A 19,321-nucleotide genomic window follows, 5' to 3' on the forward strand; every position below is an offset into this window, starting at 1 on the left:
GAGGCTGACTACCTACACTTGAGTTTGAAGTCCTCCCCAACCGGGTAGGCAGAGACGTGGACGCACCACCAACGCCCCCCCGGCCAGGGAATCGACCTAAGGCAACTCTCTTCCAACACTGGCGCCTGACCAGTGAATGCATCGAAACCGCCGCTCGTGCCGGGGCGGACCTCACAAGGTCAAGGCGTCGATGAAAGCCCGGGCCCGGTCGTCGGAAGGCGCGTTGATCCCTACGTGGCAGCGCACCGCGGCCGTTCCCGACATCCGCCGGTCAAGGTGGCCCCGGTCACACCATACTCAGTTGTGATTGCGCGGAATCCGAACATTCCAATCAAGGTCGCGGATGCATTCACCGTTCAGGAACGCCTCCAGCCGCGCCGTCACGAGGTAATCCGTGGCGGTACAGGTCATGCGCGTCCGGGTGACCGTCTTCACGCTCCAGTCGTCGCGCCGCATCTCGTGGGTCCAGCTTGTCTCGCCTTCGGCCGAGAGCGGATCGACGGGCAGGATCGAATATCGCTCCTGCCCTCTTGCGCCGTGAAAGAAATCCTGCCGGATGATCGTCGCGGCGCCTTCGTCGTCCGTCACCTCGATGCCCAGACGCCCGGTGTCGACATCCTCGAAAAGCTGCCAGGTCGCGCCCGGCGCCCGCGCCACGTCCAGTTCCAGCGGCTCCGCCGCCCGCGCCGGACCAAAGGCCGCCTCGACCGCCTCCGGCACCGCATCGCACAACGGAAGCTCAAGCCAGCTCTCTGGCGTCACTACGCTCAGCGTTACGGGCTCGGGCGCAGGCCAGACGATGGGGAAATAGCTGGTCGACAGCCCCAGCCGGATGCGGTGCCCCGCGCGAAAGGTCTGCGCCACGTGCTTCAGCGGTACCGTGACGGTATAGGACTGCCCCGGCACCAGCGTCTCGGGATGTTCATGACTGCCGCGATGCGTCAGGTTCAGCAGGCCATAGCTCACCCGCGTCGCCGCACCGCACGGCGCCACGTCCATCAACCGTGCCGCCACCTGCGCGACGGGCCGGTCGACCTTGAAGGTCAGCACCAGGTTCGCATCGCCCACCATGTGACGGTCCGCGTCCAGCGGCGCGGTCTCGAAGGTCAGGCTTCCGGCATCCTCTCGCCGCTGGTCCCCGGGCTGGTCGCCTGGATGCCCGTAAGAGCACCACTTTCCCCCATGCCGACCGACCCAAAGCGGCGAGCATACATCCAGGATACCGTCCTTGCCGCCTTTTCCAAGTCCACCCTCCGCGTCCAGCGCAAACGCCTCCCGCGTGATTTCGGGCGAGGGCCAGGCTGGCAGGTCGATCCACGCACCCTCCCGGCTGTCGTAATGCGTCTGCGGCCTGGCGTGATCCTGCAGAAACACGCGCAACGGCGGCTCGTCGGCGATCCCTGTGTCGCGGCCCTTCATCCACTGGTCCCACCAGCGCACTTCCTCGCTCAGCCAATCGATGGCCGGCCCCGGCTCGCCCAGATGCGGATAGCGGTGCGCCCACGGCCCCACCAGCCCCTTGACCGGGCCTTTCAGGTTCTCCACCAGCCGGAACACCGCCCGGCAATACCCATCGGCCCAGCCGCTGACGGCATAGACCGGCACCTCGATGTCCGAGAAATCCTCGCAGACTGATCCATGCTTCCAGAAATCGTCCCGGGTCTGGTGCTGCATCCAGTTCTCCAGCCACAGGCCCGATCCGTCCAGACGCTCTTCCCACATCGCGCGCCAGCGGTCTCCCACATGCGCGGGGTCGGGAGGCAGCGTGTTGATCCCGAACATCACCGACGCCCAGGAAAGGTGATCGCCCAGCACCGTGCCACCCATGTAATGGATGTCATCGGCATAGCGGTCGTCGGTCGAGCAGATCGTCACCACCGCCTTTAGCGCCGGCGGGCGCAAAGCGGCAAGCTGTAGCCCGTTGAAACCACCCCACGAAATACCGACGATGCCCACGCCGCCGTCGCACCAGCCCTGCGCGGCGATCCACGCGATCACGTCACAGCCGTCCTGCAGCTCGGTCTCGGTGTACTCGTCCGTCATCAGGCCTTCGGATTCGCCGGTCCCCCGCAGGTCGACCCGAACATAGGCATAGCCCTGTGCGGCCATCCAGGGCGCACGGGCATGGTCGCGCTCCAGCGTCTTGTCGTTCTTGCGATAGGGGATGTATTCCAGGATCGCCGGTACCGGCCGCGCCTCGGCACCTTCCGGCATCCAGACCCGCGCGGCCAGCCGCGTTCCGTCCGGCAGGGGGATTTGCAGGTGCTCGATCTCGCGGATGGTCTGCGGCAGCGGGTGGTCGATTTTCATGAAAACGGCTCGGGTATCAGGGGCATGGGCATTCGGGCGTCCGGGTATCGCCCACGCCACCGGATGTCCAGCCGATGCCACGTGCACTTTCCATCCCGGGCCTGGACCCGGGATCTCGACGTTACGGAACTCCCGGAACCATCGCGCCGACGCGCCAGGCCAGATATCCCGCGCGCCGCCGCCCTACTCCACGATATCCGTGAATTCGTAGTTCAGCTTCTTCATCACCTGCTCGTAATTCCAAAGCAGCTTCGACTGTTTCTGCGCGCCCATCCAGACCGACGCCACCGCATAACTGTAGGCGTCCTGCTCCGGCAGCTCCGACAGCTTCGAGCCCTTGCTGACATAAGAGGTGATCCGCGTCCCCTCGACCTGCTCGGCGGCGACCTCGACCTCGGCACGCGAGGGGGCGCGCGCGACGGTCGCGTCGTTGAAGAACACCCGGTAGAAGAACTCCGCCGCCACGGTTTCAGGCCCTTCGCCCTTGGGCATGTCCGGCTTGCGGCCCAGGCCGAGGTCCACCGTCACCTGCTGGTGACTGACCCCGTCGACCATCTCGAACAGGTCGCAATGCGATTGCGCGATGCGCGTGTTGATCTCCAGCAGCCATATCTGGTTCTGCACCTCGTCCCAGTAATACTCGATGTTGAACCCGGCATTGTCATAGCCGATATGCTTCATCACCGTCTTGGTGATCTCGGCCATCTGCTCCTGGATGCGCGGCGGCAGGGTGGACGGGTAGAGATAGTAGAAAAAGCTCAGCACCTGCGGATAGCGGATCGAGTCTACCACGCCGTAGGGCACCACCTCGCCTTCGTGCACATATCCCTCGACGGTACATTGCCGGCCGCCAATGACGCGCTCGGCCATGCAGTAATGGCCTTCAACGGCCTTCACGTCCTCGGGCAGGTTCGCCTTGTTCAGGATATAGTTGAACGGCTCGGAAATTTCGTTGATCTCGGCGCGGAAGGCTTCGGTGGCATAGGCGAAATCCTCCGGGCTGTCGATGCGGAACCCCAGCCGAGAGCCCGACGACTTGATCGGCTTCACGAAAAACGGAAACCGCAGGCCGGCTTCGCCGATCTTCGACAGTGCTTCGTCGTCGAACGGATCGAAGGCGGTGAAGTTCGGCACGTGATCTGGGATGACCTCGGCCATCACCTTGCGCGACCAGTATTTGTGCTCGCATTTCAGCAGCGATTCCAGCGACGCGTTCCGCACACCGTATTTCTCGCACAAAAGCGGCAGCATGGTGGATACGGGAAAATCGATATAGCCCACGATCGCGTCGATCGATCCGGCGAAGGCGTCCAGCGTCTCCTCGGCCCGGCGCAGCATATCGGGAATGTCGAAAATTTGCGTGTCCGAGACCTCGGCAGAGGTCAGAAGCGGGTGAAAAGACACGTCCTCGACGCCTCGAAGGCGCTTCAGTCGCGCCGCGTTCAATTCGTTCATTCCGACGACGAAAACGTTTTTTGTCATATCACTCCCTCAGCGCTCAACGCCAATTCGGCGGCGTTGTTCCCCGTCAATTGCGCGCACGCGGCTCAGGTCTGACCAAGGTCCGATTGCGCCCCATAGCTGCGGCCCTTCAGACGCTCTGTCGCACCTTCGATGTCGTCGACCAGCAGCAACAGGAAGTCGCCCGGCTTCGCCTCGCCAATGGCCCGGTCGATCGCCGCCTGCTCATCCATGATGATCTCGACAGTCCCGGCCGAGCCCGCGTCTTTCGCGCCCTTCTCGATCAGCCCGGCGGTCTCGCCTTCGCTGCGGCCACGCGCGTCGGTCTCGTAAACGTAGACGGCATCGCACATCTTCGCCAGTTGCGCGCCCAGCGCCGAAAGGTCCTCGTCCCGGCGGTTGCCCGGTGCCGTGGCAACAGCAATCTTGCGCTGCTGCCCAAGGCCGTTGACCAGCGGTTCCAACGCCTCCAGCGCGGGCACGTTGTGGCCATAGTCGATCAGGCATTTCACGCCGTCGGCCTCGAAATAGTTGGTCCGCCCGGGCATCTGCGCCGGCGTCGGGTGGAAGCTCAGCAGCCCCGCGCGGATATCGTCGATCTCCAGCCCGTGCGCCAGCGCGGCGGCGGTGGCCGCCATGGCATTCTGCACGTTGAACGGCGCGTGCCCCTCGAACGAAATCGGCACATCGTTGACCGCCGCCACCTCGACCTCGACCTGCCCACGCAACAGCACGATCCGACCCTGGCGCACGGTGATGACCATCTTGTGGTCGGCAAGATGTTCCTTCAGGTCCGGGTTGTCGGGGTTCATCGTGAAATAGATGATCTCGCCCCGCGCCCAGTAGGTGCCCTGGTCCATCACCAGCGGATCGTCGGCATTCAGCACGCAGAACCCGCCGATCTTCTTCACCGCGTCGACCACAACGGTCTTGCACCGCGCGAGTTCTTCCAGCGTGTGAATATCCCGCTCGCCCAAATGGTCCGACGCAATGTTCAGCAGAACACCCACATCGCATTCGTCAAAGCCGAGGCCCCGGCGCATGATCCCGCCGCGGGCCACCTCCAGCACCGCATGTTCGACCGTGGGCTCACGCAGTACCGCATGAGCGGCGGCAGGCCCGGAATAGTCGCCCTTGAGGATCACGTGATTGTCGATCTCGATCGTCCCGGTACAGCCCATGCCCACCGAATTGCCCGCCTGCCGCAGGATATGGGTGATCAGGCGCGTCGTGGTGGTCTTGCCGTTGGTGCCGGTGATCGCCGTGATCGGGATACGCCCGTCATCCGTGGGATCGGGGAACAGCATGTTGACTACCGCTTCGCCGACCGCCCTCGGTTTGCCATGCGTCGGCGCCATGTGCATCCGGAAACCGGGCCCGGCGTTTACCTCGACCACGCCCGCCGATTGCTGGTCCAGCGGCTTGGTCAGGGTCTCGGCCAGCATGTCGATCCCGATGATATCAAGGCCCACCAGCCGTCCGATGCGTTCCATCGAGAACTTGATCTCGGGGTGCACCTCGTCGGTCAGGTCCGTCGCCGTGCCGCCGGTCGAGATGTTGGCGGTGGATTTCAGATAGATGATCTCGCCCTTCTCCGGCACCGAGTCCAGCGTCAGCTCCGCCTGCTCCAGCAGGCGCAATGTCTGCTCGTCCACGTGGATCTGGGTCAGCAGGTTCTCGTGGCCCACGCCCCGGCGCGGGTCCTTGTTTTCCTCGTCGATCAGTTGCTGGATCGTCGAGGTCCCGTCACCCTCTACATGCGCCGGGCGCCGCCGGGCGGCGGCGACCAGCTTGCCGTCGATCACCAGGATGCGGTGGTCCTCGCCCTTGATGTAGCTTTCCACGATAACGGCGTTGTAATCGTCCCGGCAGCGCGCCAGCGCGGCCTCGTAGCCCGATTTCAACTCTTCCTCATTGGTGATGTCGGTGGTCACGCCGCGCCCGTGATTGCCCGACAGGGGCTTTGTCACGACCGGCCAGCCGATCCACTCCGCGGCGTCTCTCACCTCTTCCCAGCTATAGCCGATATAGCCTTTCGGCACGGCCACGCCGGCGTCGGCCAGCACCTGCTTGGTCCATTCCTTGTCGTCGGCGATCGAGTGACCGATGATCCCCGATGCGTCCGTCACCGTCGCCTGGAACTTTCGCTGCTTCACGCCGTGGCCCAACTGCGTATAGCTGGTGCCCTCGGTCAGGTTGTACCACGGAATGTTCCGCGCCTTCGCGGCGTTCACGATCGACCCGGTCGACGGGCCCAACGCGTTGGCGTCCCGCACTTCCTTCAGCCGGTCGATCACCGGCTCCAGGTCCACGTCCTTGCCATCGTAAAGCGCCTGGACGATCTCGACCGCCTCTTCGCCGCAGGCCAGCCCCGTGGCCTCGTCGCGATAGCGATAGACGACGTGGTAGACACCCTTGTCATAGCTGTCGACGGTCTTGCCGTAGCCCACCGAGAACCCGATCATGTTCTGCAACTCGATCGCCACGTGCTCGACCATGTGGCCGGCCCATGTGCCGGCCTCGACACGTTGCAAGAACCCGCCGGGCACGCCCACCGAGCAGCGGTGTTCCTGTATGGTCGGGATCAGCCTTGCAAGGTTCTGGGCAATGCCGTCGACCTTGTCGCTCGGCCGGTCTTCCAGTTCCTCGATGTCCAGCCGCATGTAGATCGCTTGGTAGCGGCTGTAATAGTTGGGTCCGCGCAGCGCACGGTGTTCAAGTATACGCATCCTTCAGCTCCAGGCTCTCGGCCCCAAGCTGTTTGGCACTCAGGACCCGCCGGTCCGCCAGGTTGTATCCATCACCCTCGACCAGCGCATGCATCACGACATTGTGGACGCTCACCGCCTCACCGTCTGACAAGTCGAATACATTGCAACTGGATATCCTCGAACTGTCAACGAGGATTACATGACCGGGTCCAAAGGCCTTGATTACACCGTTCTCGAACAATACGGCGGCGTCCTCGCCCAGCCCGATGCCCAGATATTCGGGGTTGGTCGCCCCCACTTCCATCAGCCGCGAGAACCGCCCGCGCTCCAGGAAATGGGTGTCGATGATGACCCCTTCGATCAGGCCGAACCCGGCGCTCATCTTGACCGCGCCCTTGCGCAGGCTGTCGATCGCGCTGCCGCCATAGACCATCGTGGAGGACTGGCAGGCCGCCCCCGCGCTGGTGCCCGCGATAACCGCGCCCTCGTGATAAATGGAACGAATCGCCTCCAGCGCCTTCGATGCGCCGAAGATGCTGGTCAGGCGCATCTGGTCGCCGCCGGAGATGAACAGAACGTCGCTCTTGCGGATCATCTCGACCATCTTGGAGTCGCCGGCGTCGGACCGCTCGCGGATGCGAATATCCAGCACCTCGGACGCGCCCAGCGCGTCGAAGGCCTCTTTGTAGGCGGGGAAGACCTCGTCGGGGATGCTGCTGGCCGTGGTGATCACGCCGACCACCGGTGCTTCCCTGTTCGAAAGTTTCAACACGCGCCCCAAAATCGCCGCCTTGGCGGACTTATCCTCGGCGCCGCCAATCGCGACGAGTTTACCCCGGGGGCTGGGCTTCACCGACATGTCCATCGAATTGCTCCGTTCATCACTGGACTACTATCTATATGTAGTAGACATTACCATCCCGTTCACAAGAATGTCACGTAAACCACGGCCCGCAACAGCAAAAGCGGTCGCAACGTCACGAATCCCGCGCTATGTGGGATTCTTGGCAACCAGAATTCGCCAAAACGGCGCAAAACAAGGCAGGAGCGAGAGATGAGCGACGGATTCGCACTGGCGATTCACGGTGGCGCCGGGGTCCTGCCCCGGTCGGAGATGAGCGAGGCACGTGAAGCGGCCTGTCACGCGGCCCTCGCGCGCGTGCTGGCGGCGGGCGACGCGGTGCTTACCGCCGACGGGACCGCTCTCGACGCGGTCACCGCCGCTGTGCGCGCGCTCGAGGACGAGCCGCTCTTCAATGCCGGGCGCGGCGCGGTCTTCACCCGGGCGGGCACGCATGAGATGGACGCCGCTCTCATGGACGGGCGCGACCGCCGCGCCGGGGCCGTCGCCGGTATTTGCGGCCCACGCAACCCCATAGAGGCGGCTCGCGCCGTGATGGAGCGCACGTCGCATGTCCTGATGGCCGGTGAAGGCGCGCTCGCTATTGCGCGCGACGCCGGCCTCGCGTTCGAGGAGACAGGCTATTTCTTCACGCAAGAGCGTTGGGACGCGCTTCAGGAAACCTTGCGCATGGAAGCCGACGGCACGCTCGACGACGACCCCTCGCGCCGTCACGGCACCGTCGGGGCCGTGGCCCGCGACCGCGCCGGCAACCTCGCCGCCGCCACCTCCACAGGCGGCATGACCGCCAAAAGCGCCGGGCGCATAGGGGACAGCCCCCTGATCGGTGCCGGCACTTTCGCCGCCAATGACAGCTGCGCCGTCTCGGCCACCGGCGATGGCGAGGCGTTCATCCGTCTCTCCGTCGCGCACGAGATCGACGCCCGTATCCGGCTGGCAGCTCAGAACGTGACCGACGCGGCCGCGCGGGTGGTGATGCGGGATCTGGTGGCCATCGGCGGCTCAGGCGGCCTCATCGCCATCGGCGCGGACGGCACCGTCACCATGCCCTTCAACTGCGAAGGCATGTATCGCGGCCAGAGCATCGAGGGACAGGCACCGCAAACTTTCATCTACTGACGCCCGGCCGCCGGCCCCGGCGCCCCGGCCCGGTCAGGATGCCCTGCGGCTCTCGATCTCCTCGTTCAGGCGGTCGAGTTCGCGGTCGTCCTCGGGCAGACCTTCCCGCGACAGCAGCACCGCCACTTTCCGCAGATCCGGCACATGGCTGCAGATCACCAGCAGCATCACCATGATCGGCACCGAAAGGAACATGCCCGGAATGCCCCAGACCGCGCCCCAGAACGCCAGGCTGATGATGATCCCGAACGACGACAACCGCAGCGCCCGCCCCATCAGCCACGGGTCGATCACGTTGCCGTTGACGAACTGGATCACCCCGGTGATCACGAACAACCCCGCCGTCACCGACGCCTCGCCGGTCTCGACATAGCCCACCAGCGCAACCATGCCGGTTGCCACGATCGAGCCGATATTGGGTATGTAGTTCAGGATGAATGTCAGGATGCCCAGCGACAGCGCCAGTTCGATGTCAAAGAGCATCGCCACCACATAGACCATCGCCCCTGTGATCACGCTGACCAGCGTCTTGATCAGCAGGTAATAATTCACCCGGTGGATGATCGAGTTGAAGATCCGGTTCGCCCGCTCCGCCTGCGCCGGATCATCGAAGAAGTTCAACATCTTGGTGCCGAACCAGATCCGCTCGGCAAACAGGAACCCGAAGAACAGGATCACCAGCACCGTGCCCTGCATCAGGCTGCCCGCCTGCCCCGCCACGGCCCGTACATAGCCCGAGACCTCGACGCTGTTGAGCGAGTTCAGAACGGCGCGCTCCACGTCCTCGCCCATCCATGCGAACAGCGACGCCATCGCCGACGGCGCCCGCTCGGCATAGGACAACGTCGTGCCCAGAACGGTGTTCAACTGCGCCAGCAGGATCGACGACAAGAGCAGCAGCGCGGTCGAGATAAGCAGAAGCGCCACGATCGAGGCCAGCCAGCTGGGGATGCGGAACCGCCCGATTCTCTGCCGCGCGATCAGCCGGATCACGTCCGAGGTCAGCGTGAACAGGATCACCGCCACCGCCAGCGAGATCAGGATGAACCGGGCCTGTACCAACAGAAACAGAACCACGGCGAAGGCAATGATAACCAACGCCACCGTCCGGACCTGAGAATATTTCTGCGAGTCCCCCACGTGCCCCTTCAACGCGTCGAAATCCCTTATCTTGCCTGACGTCATATTCCCTCTCGCGGCCATGGGCAATCGTTCCCCCTGCGCGACTTCGCCCGAACATAGAAGGGCGTCAGCCACAGGGCCGCGTCAACACCGGTTCGGAAAAATCTCGCCAATCGCGCAATTCATTGCGGCCAATCGCCCTACAAATGAACTTTCCTGCTGGGAATACCGGACTGCTCGCTCTAGTTTGGCTCGTGATGGGGGTTGCCTGTGGCGACGAATGGTCGCCGACGCTTGCGGTCTTCATCTTCACGCCTTGGGCCCGCCGCGGGCCCCGGAAACGGAGCTGCCCTGTTGTTCAAGTGTCGTCGCGTCGCGCCCTGGTTCTTCATCCTGTCCCTGCTGCTGACCCGTCCGGTCCTGGCTGTCGAGGCGACGGTCCAGGTCCGGGGCGCTCCGCCGGAAATGGCCGAGTATCTCAGCAAATCCTCCCTCACCGTCGAAACCGCCGAGGACGAGGACGCGACCACCCAGGACATCCTTGCCGCGGCCAGAGCCGATTATGCCCGGATGGTCGGCGCACTTTACGACGCTGGGTTCTATGGCGGTGTGGTCAGCATCCGCGTCGACGGGCGCGAGGCGGCGGATATCTCGCCCATCGCCGGGCCCAGCCGTGTGAACCGCGTCGTCGTCATCGTCCAGCCCGGCTCGCCCTTCACGTTTTCGCGCGCCGCCATTGGCCCGGTCGCGCCCGAATCCGAACTGCCCGAAGGCTACGCCCGCGGCCAGCGCGCCTCCGCCAGTGTCATACGTGACACGGCAGAGGCCGGCGTCACCGGCTGGCGCGAGGCCGGTCACGCCAAGGCCGAACTCGACGGCCAGTCGATCACCGCCGACCATCGCAACGCCACCGTCGCGTCCGAGATCCGCCTGGCGCCCGGTCCCCGCCTGCGCTTCGGAGACCTGGTGATCACCCGGCCCAGCGCCGTGCGCGCCAACCGCATCCGCGCCATCGCCGGCCTGCCCTCGGGCAAGGTGTTCTCTCCCGAGGAACTCGAAGACGCCAGCCAGCGCCTGCGCCGCACCGGCGCCTTCCGCTCGGTCGTGCTGAACGAGGCCGCCGTGCCCAATCCCGACGGCACGCTCGACATCCAGGCCGAGGTGCTCGACGCCAAGCCCCGCCGCATCGGCTTCGGCGCCGAGATCGCCTCGCTCGAAGGTCTCACCCTCAGCGGCTTCTGGCTTCACCGCAACCTTCTGGGCGGCGCCGAACGCCTGCGGATCGAGGGCGAGGTCGGCGGCATAGGCGGCGACTCGGGCGGCATCGACTATCGCCTCTCCGCCCGCTTCGAGCGTCCCGCAACCTTCACGCCCGACACCACCGCGTTCCTCCAGGCCCGCGCCGAGGAAGTGGACGAAGAGGACTACCGCCAGCGCACCTTCGAGGTCGGCGGCGGCGTGTCACACATCTTCTCCGACGAACTCGAAGGCGAGATCGGCATCACATACCAGTATGCCGAAATCGACGACGACCTCGGCTCGCGCACCAATCAACTCCTGCTCTTGCCGGGCAAACTGACCTTCGACAACCGCGACGAACCGCTCGACGCCACCGAAGGGTTCTATGTCGGCCTCGAGGCCACGCCGTTCCTCGCGCTCGATGCAGGCGACCCGGCTTTCCGCCTTTATGCCGACGCCCGGACCTATGTGGGCTTCGGCGAAAACGACACGATCGTGCTGGCCGGGCGCACCCAGATCAGCTCGGTCACAGGTGCGTCCCTGCTCGACGTCCCCCCCGAGATGCTGTTCTTCTCGGGCGGCTCCAACACCGTGCGCGGCCAGCCCTACCAGTCGCTCGGCGTCGATCTGGGCGGCGGCAACACCAGCGGCGGGCGGTCCTTCCTCGCGCTCTCGGGCGAGGTCCGTGCCCGGGTGGCCGATTCCTGGCAGGTGGTGGGCTTTGCCGACACCGGCTTTGTCGGCCGCGACAGCTTCGGCGGCGGAGACGGTGACTGGCATTCCGGCGCCGGTTTCGGCATCCGCTACGACACCGGCATCGGCCCGATCCGCCTTGACGTGGCCACTCCGCTCGACGGCGACGCGGGCGAGGATTACGAGTTCTACATAGGTATTGGACAGGCATTCTGATGCGCCGACTGCTTTCCCTTCTTCTGATCTTCACCTTCGGTCTCTCCGCGCCCCTGCTGGCTCAGGACCAGGAGGAAGAGGACAAGTCGTTCATCGAGAACTGGCTTCAGGACAATCTCTCCAGCGCGGGCCGCGACGTGACGGTAACCGGCTTCAGCGGCGCATTGTCCTCCAACGCCACACTGGAAAGCCTGACCATCGCCGACGAGGACGGCACATGGCTGACCATGCGCGACGCCTCGCTCGTGTGGTCCCGCTCCGCCCTCCTCGGTGGCCGGCTCGAGGTCGAGGAACTGACCGCGGCCGAGATCATTCTCGAACGCCTTCCCGCCGGCGGCGAAGGCGTCAGCCCCGATGACGCCGAGGCGACGCAGTTCGCCCTGCCCGAACTCCCCGTGTCCGTGAATGTCGAACTGGTCGAGATCGAGCGTATCGAGTTGGGCGAGTCGGTGCTGGGCGAACCTGCGCAGCTCTCGCTCGAAGGCAACGTCACACTCGCCGACGGCGCCGGCGCCGCCAATCTCGCCATCCAGCGCCTCGACCGCAACGACAGCCTGACGTTCGAAGGCGCGTTTTCCAACGAAACCCGCGTTCTCTCCCTCGACCTCGATTTCCAGGAGGGCCGTGACGGTATCGTGGCCACGCTCCTCGGCATCCCCGACACCCCGGCCCTGCGCCTTCAGGTGACGGGCGAGGCGCCCCTGTCCGATTACACCGCACGTATAGCGCTCAGCTCCGATGGCCAACGGCGCTTTGGCGGCGCCGTGAATGTCGGCGCCATCGACGGTGACGACACGCAAGGCTACACCTTCTCCGCCGACCTCGACGGCGACCTTCGCCCGCTCTTCGAGGAACAGTTCCAACCCTTCTTCGGCGAAACCACCAGCCTCGAAGTCGCCGGCCAGACCCAGGCCAGCGGACGTCTCGTGCTCGATCAGCTTGCGATCCAGTCCGAGGCGCTGGAGCTTGAGGGCAACCTGGCCTTGTCGGCCTCCGGCTGGCCCGAGACGCTGCAACTGCAGGGCCGTATCGGCAGCGACGACGGCGAGGTCGTGCGCCTGCCCGTCTCCGGCGCGCCCACGACCCTGCAGAATGCCCGGCTCAATGCCAGCTTCGACGCCGCGCAGGACGATGCCTGGCAGGCCGAGGTCCAGATCGTCGACCTTTTGCAAGACGGGCTCAGCGTCGAGCGCGCCACGCTCTCCGGGACGGGTCAGATCACCGACGCCCCTGACAGGTCCTTCTCCGGCGACATCACCTTCAACGCCGAAGGCGTGGACCATTCCGATCCCGCGCTGGCCGAGGCCATCGGCACCGCGCCTTCCGGCACCATGACCCTCGACTGGCAGCAGGACCAGCCCCTGGTCATCGAGGCGTTTGAGGTGGAAAGCGGCAATGTCACCCTCACTGCCACCGGCGAACTGGAAAGTCTCGAAGACGGCTTTCCCTTCACTGGCAACGCAACGCTAAACGCCGCCGACCTCTCGCGCTTTGCAGCCATCTCGAACCAGGATATCTCCGGCGCCGCCAATGCCACGCTGGAGGGCACCGGCACGCTTCTGGGCGGATCCTTCGATATCGAGCTCGAGGCCGAAACCAACGATCTGGCCATCGGCCAGCCGCGCCTTGATCCACTGATGACCGGCCAGGGCACCCTGTCGCTCGCCGCGCGGCGCGACACCACCGGCACCGTGCTGGAACGCCTCACGATCCAGACACAGGCCCTTGCCGCGAACGCGTCGGGCCGGCTCGACGCAGAGGAAGGTCTGCTGGATATCGAGGCACGGCTGGACAACGTGGCCCAGGTCGAGCCGACACTTTCCGGCCCTGCCACGCTCACGACATCCGTCAACTGGAGCACAGGCGACGCGCTCAACATCTCCGCGCTCGAGGCCACCCTGGCGGATGCCACACTGACCGGCAGCGGCGCGGTCTTTCCCGAAGACCCCAACCTCCCCGCCGAGGGCAAGGTGACGCTCGCCGCGCAGGACCTCTCGCGCTTCGCCCAGCTTGCCGGCCGTGACCTCGACGGCGCCGCGACAGTGGTGCTCGAAGGCTCCGGCCGCATCCGCGGCGGCGCGTTCGACATCGTGCTCGACGCCGAAACCAACGATATCGAAATCGGTGAGCCGCGCGTCGATGCCCTGATGCAAGGCGCAGGCACAGTGTCCATCGCCGCGCAGCGCGACACCGACGGCACCGTGCTCGAACGCTTCTCGGTCCGCACCCCGGCGCTCGAGGCCGACGCCTCGGGCCGGCTCGATTCCGATGATGGCGAACTGACAGTGAAGGCGGAGATCGCCGATCTCGCCCGGATCGAACCGCGCATGTCCGGCCCCGCCACGCTCGACGCCGCCGCCACCTGGGAAAAAGGCGGTCCCGTCACCATATCGCAACTCGACGCCTCGGGCGCGGGCACGACGCTCTCGGCCTCCGGCACGGTCTACCCCGAGGATACGCTCCTGCCGGTCGAAGGTCAGATGACCCTCAGCGCCAGCGATCTGTCACGCCTCGCGCCGTTGCTGGATCGCCCGCTCACCGGTACGCTCGACATGACACTCGAAGGCTCCGGACAGGTGCGCGGTCGCACGCTCGACATCACCACCGATATCGACGGCTCCAACCTGCGCACCGGCATCGCTCAACTCGATCAGCTGATCGCCGGCAGCATCGACGCCCGCGCCTCCGTCGCTCTGGGCGAGGACGCCCCGGGCATCCGTTACATCGACATCCAGACGCCCCGCCTCACGGTCGATGCCGAAGGCAGCGGTCCCGGCGCGCCTGTAAACGTGTCGGCCCGGCTGGCCGACCTCGGCATCTTCGTGCCCGCCTTCCCGGGCGCGGTCTCGGCCAACGGCACGGTCTCCATCGTCGACCGCCGTGGCGAGCAGATCCGCGTATCGCTCGACGCCACCGGCCCCGGCGGCACCAATGCCCGCGTCAACGGCTCGATCAACGGATACGGCAACAGCCTCAATCTCGACGTAAACGGCTCCGCGCCGCTTGCCCTGGCCAACCCGTTCCTCGCGCCCCGCTCCATCGCGGGTCTCGCCAACTTCGACCTCAGCGTGAACGGACCGCCGACGTTGGGGTCGCTGTCGGGCGTGATCAACATCTCCGACGGTCGATTCGCCCTGCCGAGGCTCTCGACCGCCATTACAGGCATCAACGGCGCCGTCCGCCTTGCCTCGGGCCGGGCCGAAACCGACATCACCGCCTCGATGGGCACCGGCGGCAACTTTCGCGTGCGCGGCCCGATCACGTTGTCGCCTCCCTTCAACGCCAATCTCCAAGCCGCGCTCAACGACCTCGTCGTCACCGATCCCGACCTTTACACCACGACCGTTTCCGGCCAGGTCGGCATCAACGGCCCGCTCACCGGCGGCGCCACCATCGGCGGCACGGTCAACCTGGGCCGGACCGAACTGCGCGTGCCCTCGGGCAGCGGCACCCGCACCCCGGGCGACATTCCCGAGATCACCCATGTGGGCGAACCGGCCGACGTGCGCCGGACCCGCGCCCGCGCCGGGATCATCGGCCAGGAAAGCAGCGCCCCCGTCGCCTTCCCGCTCGACCTGGTCATCAACGCGCCGAACCGCATCTTCGTGCGCGGCCGCGGCCTCGACGCCGAACTCGGTGGCCGCGTCCGGCTTCAGGGGACCACGGCCGATGTCGTGCCCAGCGGCCTTTTCGAACTGATCCGGGGCCGGCTCGACATCTTGGGCCGCCGCATCGAGCTGACCGAGGGCGTGATCGACCTGCGCGGCGCGCTCGACCCCTACCTGCGCTTCGTGGCCGAGACGGAAAATGACGGCATCCTCGTGCGCACCATCATCGAGGGGCTGGCAAGCTCGCCCTCCGTGACCTTCGAATCCGTCCCCGACCTGCCCCAGGACGAGGCCGTCGCGCGGCTGCTCTTCGGGCGGGGGCTCGACGACATCTCGGCCTTCCAGGCGGCCCAGCTCGTCGCCGCCGCCGCCACCCTTTCGGGCCAACGCTCTGGCGGTCTGGACATTCGCGGCGCCCTCGGCCTCAGCGATCTCGACATCTCGACCTCCGAGGACGGCGCGACACAGGTGACCGCGGGGGCCTACCTGTCGGAGAACCTCTATTCCGAGGTCACCGCCGACAGCGAAGGCAACCAGGAGATCAACCTCAACCTCGACATCGGGCGCAACCTGACCGTCAAGGGCTCGACCAGCACCACCGGCAACACCGGCGTCGGCATCTTCTTCGAAAAGGACTACTGAGCCGGCGCGGGCGCCTCCGGCGCCAGCAGATCTGCGACGACCCGGAACCGTTCGGCCAGCGGGCTGGTCCTGCGCCAGACCATGCCGACCTGCCGCATCGGCTGCGGGTCGCGGAACCGCGCCACCGACACCGGGGCCGACCGGGTTTCCACCTGCACCGCCATTTCGGGGATCAGGGTGATCCCCATTCCCGCGCCCACCATCTGCACCAATGTCGACAGCGATGTGCCTTCCAGCCCGTCGCGCGGCCCGCCGCCGGGGATATTGCAAAAGGCCAGCGCCTGGTCACGGAAACAATGCCCTTCCTCCAGCAGCAACAGCCGCCGGGTGTGCAGCGCCGTCACCTCCGGCACCGGCGCCTCCGCCTCGGCCTCGGGCCGCACCAGGACCATCGGCTCCTCGAAGACCGGGCATTCTTCCAGCGACCGCTCCGAAACAGGCAGCGCCACGATCGCCATATCCAGCCCGCCCTCGCCCAGCTCCGCGATCAGGCGCGGCGTGATGCTCTCGCGCACCTGCACGTCCAGATCGGGAAACGCCGCGTTCAGCCGGGTCAGAAAGCGCGGCAGAAGATAGGGCGCGATCGTCGGAATCACCCCCAGCCTCAGCCGACCGCCCAGCCCCTCCTGGGCCTTGCGCGCAAGATCCGACAATTCGTCCACCGACCGCAGGATCTCGCGCACCCGCGCGGCGAACTCCACCCCGAACCCTGTCAGCCGCACCTCCCGCGTCGTACGCTCGAACAGCGCCGCCCCCGCCGCCGCCTCCAGCGCCTTGATCTGAACCGACAACGCCGGCTGGGTGACAGCGCAGATCTCGGCGGCCTGCCCGAAATGCCCCACCCGGGCCAGCACCTCGAAATAACGCAACTGTTTCAGCGAGAGGTTTTTCATAAATTTAATTTATCAATCCGATGAATAAATGCAACTTATTCTCATTGAAATCCCTTGATATGGTCAGCGCCGAGAAACGATTCCCGCGTTGCATCACGCGCGGCAATGCTTACGTCTTCTCACGCAGCAATCCGCCCGCCTCACAGGCATCGGGCGCAGTCAGACAGCAATATCTGGGAGAGACTCAATGGACGGCAACGATCTCGAAAACTCCGGCAAATGCCCGGTCATGCATGGTGCGACCCGGTTCAGCGTCCGGTCCAACCGCGATTGGTGGCCGAACCAGCTGAACCTCAAGATCCTGCATCAGAACACCCCTGAATCCGACCCGATGGGCCCGGATTTCAGCTATGCCGAAGCCTTCAAGGGCCTCGACATGGACGCGCTGAAAAAAGACCTCAAGGCGCTGATGACCGACAGCCAGGACTGGTGGCCCGCCGACTATGGCCACTACGGCGGCTTCTTCATCCGCATGGCGTGGCACTCGGCGGGCACCTACCGCACCTCCGACGGCCGCGGCGGCTCACGCTCGGGCACCCAGCGGTTTGCCCCGCTCAACAGCTGGCCCGACAACGGCAACCTCGACAAGGCCCGTCGCCTGCTCTGGCCGATCAAGCAGAAATACGGCAACGCCATTTCCTGGGCAGACCTGATGATCCTCGCCGGCAACATGGCGATCGAGGACATGGGCGGCCCAATCTTCGGCTTCGGCGGCGGCCGCAAGGACGTATTCGAGCCCGAGGAAGACGTCTACTGGGGCTCGGAAACCGAGTGGCTCGCCACCTCCGACAAACCCAACAGCCGCTATTCCGGCGACCGCCTCCTCGAGGACCCGCTTGCCGCCGTGCAGATGGGCCTGATCTACGTGAACCCCGAAGGCCCCGACGGCCAGCCCGATCCGCTGGCCTCGGCCCGCGACATCCGCGAAACTTTCGCCCGGATGGCGATGAACGACTATGAAACCGTGGCACTGACGGCGGGCGGCCACACCTTCGGCAAGACTCACGGCGCGGGCGATCCCTCGCATGTGGGCAACGAGCCCGAGGGCGGCGCGATGGAGGCACAGGGCTTCGGCTGGCTCTCCACTTACGGCTCCGGCAAGGGCCGCGACGCCATCACCTCCGGCCTCGAAGGTGCATGGACGCCCAACCCCACCAAGTGGGACATGGGCTATTTCGACGTGCTCTTCGGCTACGAATGGGAACTGACCAAAAGCCCCGCCGGCGCGTGGCAATGGCAGCCCAAGGACCAGAAGCCCGAAGACATGGCGCCCGATCCCGAGGATCCGTCGAAACGCGATCAGCACATCATGATGACCACCGCCGACATGGCGATGCGCATGGACCCGGAATACGAGAAGATCTCGCGCCACTTCCATGCCAACCCGGACGAGTTCGCCGACGCCTTCGCCCGCGCATGGTTCAAGCTGACCCACCGCGACATGGGCCCGCGCAACATGTATCTCGGCAACGAGGTGCCGGACGAAGTGCTGATCTGGCAGGATCCGGTCCCCGAGGTCGATCATCCGCTGGTCGATGAGGCCGACGTGACCGCCCTCAAGGCCAAGATCCGCGATTCCGGCCTTTCGGTCTCCGAACTGGCCTACACCGCCTGGTCCTCGGCCTCGACCTTTCGCGGCTCGGACATGCGCGGCGGTGCCAACGGCGCGCGCATCCGTCTCGCCCCGCAAAAGGACTGGGAGGTCAACCAGCCCGAGCAACTGGCCAAGGTCCTCAAGGTCCTCGAAGGCATCAAGTCGGACTTCGACGCGTCCGCCTCCGGCGGCAAGAAGATCTCGCTGGCCGACCTGATCGTCCTCGGCGGCAATGCAGCGGTCGAAGCGGCGGCCAAGGCCGGCGGTCAAGACATCACCGTGCCCTTCACCCCGGGCCGGACCGACGCCACCGACGAGATGACCGACGCCGCGTCCTTCGAGATCATGGAGCCGCAGGCCGACGGGTTCCGCAACTACCTCGCCGGCGACTTCACCGTCTCGGCCGAGGAACTGATGGTCGACCGCGCCCACCTCTTGGGCCTGTCGGCACCGCAGATGACCGTGCTCATCGGCGGCTTGCGGATGCTGGGCACCAACTACGGGGGCACCGCGCACGGTGTCTTCACCGACCGCGTCGGTACGCTCAGCAACGACTTCTTCGTCAACCTGATGGACATGCGCACCGTCTGGGAAGCCACCGACGACAAGGGCATGACCTTCATCGGCAAGGACCGCAAGACCGGCGACAAGAAATGGGACGCGACCCGTTGCGATCTCGTCTTCGGCTCCAACTCGCAGCTGCGCGCCCAGGCCGAGGTCTATGCCCAGGCCGACAATGGGGGCAAGTTCGTCAAGGACTTCGTCAAGGCATGGGCCAAGGTCATGGACGCCGACAGGGTTCAGCCGGGCTGATCGGTTGGTATTCGAAAGGAAAACAGGCGGCGCTCCGG

The 19,321-nt window shown here is 65.6% G+C and carries 10 protein-coding genes; 4 read left to right on the forward strand and 6 right to left on the reverse strand.

The genetic code is table 11. The features are described 5' to 3' along the window. Positions 1–297 precede the first annotated feature (297 nt). The 4 genes from RBB31_RS15460 to RBB31_RS15475 form a co-directional block, all read right to left on the reverse strand. Positions 298–2,310 (reverse strand): CocE/NonD family hydrolase, encoded by a 2,013-nt coding sequence (locus RBB31_RS15460; RefSeq protein WP_306130204.1) that lies wholly within the window; start codon positions 2,308–2,310, stop codon positions 298–300. 183 nt (positions 2,311–2,493) lie between these two features. Continuing rightward, the gene (locus RBB31_RS15465; protein ID WP_306130205.1) at positions 2,494–3,792 is read right to left on the reverse strand and encodes an acetyl-CoA carboxylase biotin carboxylase subunit family protein; all 1,299 of its coding nucleotides are present in this window, start codon (positions 3,790–3,792) and stop codon (positions 2,494–2,496) included. 65 nt (positions 3,793–3,857) lie between these two features. Beyond that, positions 3,858–6,500 (reverse strand): cyanophycin synthetase, encoded by a 2,643-nt coding sequence (gene cphA, locus RBB31_RS15470; RefSeq protein ID WP_306130206.1) that lies wholly within the window; start codon positions 6,498–6,500, stop codon positions 3,858–3,860. Continuing rightward, positions 6,487–7,347: a cyanophycinase gene (locus tag RBB31_RS15475; RefSeq protein WP_306130207.1), complete on the reverse strand. Its 861-nt coding sequence runs from the start codon at positions 7,345–7,347 to the stop codon at positions 6,487–6,489. The genes cphA and RBB31_RS15475 overlap by 14 nt, the downstream gene beginning before the upstream one ends. 189 nt (positions 7,348–7,536) lie before the next feature. On the opposite strand from RBB31_RS15475, the gene RBB31_RS15480 reads away from it, so the two are divergent. Continuing rightward, positions 7,537–8,463: an isoaspartyl peptidase/L-asparaginase family protein gene (locus RBB31_RS15480; RefSeq protein ID WP_306130208.1), complete on the forward strand. Its 927-nt coding sequence runs from the start codon at positions 7,537–7,539 to the stop codon at positions 8,461–8,463. 33 nt (positions 8,464–8,496) lie between these two features. On the opposite strand, the gene RBB31_RS15485 is transcribed toward RBB31_RS15480, so the two are convergent. Then, positions 8,497–9,567 (reverse strand): AI-2E family transporter, encoded by a 1,071-nt coding sequence (locus tag RBB31_RS15485; protein ID WP_306130209.1) that lies wholly within the window; start codon positions 9,565–9,567, stop codon positions 8,497–8,499. A 372-nt stretch (positions 9,568–9,939) separates the two neighbouring features. Here RBB31_RS15485 and RBB31_RS15490 point away from each other — a divergent pair, with 372 nt between their 5' ends. Together RBB31_RS15490 and RBB31_RS15495 are read left to right on the forward strand one after the other, a co-directional pair. After that, positions 9,940–11,733 carry an autotransporter assembly complex family protein gene (locus RBB31_RS15490; RefSeq protein ID WP_306130210.1) on the forward strand — a complete coding sequence of 598 codons (1,794 nt, stop codon included), beginning with the start codon at positions 9,940–9,942 and terminating at the stop codon, positions 11,731–11,733. Beyond that, entirely contained in the window at positions 11,733–15,983 is a 4,251-nt protein-coding gene (locus RBB31_RS15495) for a translocation/assembly module TamB domain-containing protein (protein ID WP_306130211.1), read from the forward strand. Before RBB31_RS15490 ends, RBB31_RS15495 begins: the two co-directional genes overlap by 1 nt. On the opposite strand, the gene RBB31_RS15500 is transcribed toward RBB31_RS15495, so the two are convergent. Beyond that, on the reverse strand, positions 15,977–16,876 hold the full coding sequence (locus tag RBB31_RS15500; RefSeq protein ID WP_306130212.1) for a hydrogen peroxide-inducible genes activator: 900 nt from the start codon (positions 16,874–16,876) through the stop codon (positions 15,977–15,979). The genes RBB31_RS15495 and RBB31_RS15500 overlap by 7 nt on opposite strands. 187 nt (positions 16,877–17,063) lie before the next feature. On the opposite strand from RBB31_RS15500, the gene katG reads away from it, so the two are divergent. Next, positions 17,064–19,283 carry a catalase/peroxidase HPI gene (katG, locus tag RBB31_RS15505; protein ID WP_306130213.1) on the forward strand — a complete coding sequence of 740 codons (2,220 nt, stop codon included), beginning with the start codon at positions 17,064–17,066 and terminating at the stop codon, positions 19,281–19,283. The last annotated feature ends 38 nt before the right edge of the window (positions 19,284–19,321 follow it).

Origin of the sequence: Roseovarius sp. MMSF_3350, from assembly GCF_030733425.1 — a bacterium.
Taxonomy (GTDB): domain Bacteria; phylum Pseudomonadota; class Alphaproteobacteria; order Rhodobacterales; family Rhodobacteraceae; genus Roseovarius.

What these genes read in the sequence shown, in the direction of transcription:
- RBB31_RS15460 (WP_306130204.1), bottom strand. Translation starts at nt 2,310, where the DNA reads ATGAAAATCGACCACCCGCTGCCGCAGACCATCCGCGAGATCGAGCAC.
- RBB31_RS15465 (WP_306130205.1), bottom strand. Translation starts at nt 3,792, where the DNA reads ATGACAAAAAACGTTTTCGTCGTCGGAATGAACGAATTGAACGCGGCG.
- cphA (WP_306130206.1), bottom strand. Translation starts at nt 6,500, where the DNA reads ATGCGTATACTTGAACACCGTGCGCTGCGCGGACCCAACTATTACAGC.
- RBB31_RS15475 (WP_306130207.1), bottom strand. Translation starts at nt 7,347, where the DNA reads ATGGACATGTCGGTGAAGCCCAGCCCCCGGGGTAAACTCGTCGCGATT.
- RBB31_RS15480 (WP_306130208.1), top strand. Translation starts at nt 7,537, where the DNA reads ATGAGCGACGGATTCGCACTGGCGATTCACGGTGGCGCCGGGGTCCTG.
- RBB31_RS15495 (WP_306130211.1), top strand. Translation starts at nt 11,733, where the DNA reads ATGCGCCGACTGCTTTCCCTTCTTCTGATCTTCACCTTCGGTCTCTCC.
- RBB31_RS15500 (WP_306130212.1), bottom strand. Translation starts at nt 16,876, where the DNA reads ATGAAAAACCTCTCGCTGAAACAGTTGCGTTATTTCGAGGTGCTGGCC.
- katG (WP_306130213.1), top strand. Translation starts at nt 17,064, where the DNA reads ATGGACGGCAACGATCTCGAAAACTCCGGCAAATGCCCGGTCATGCAT.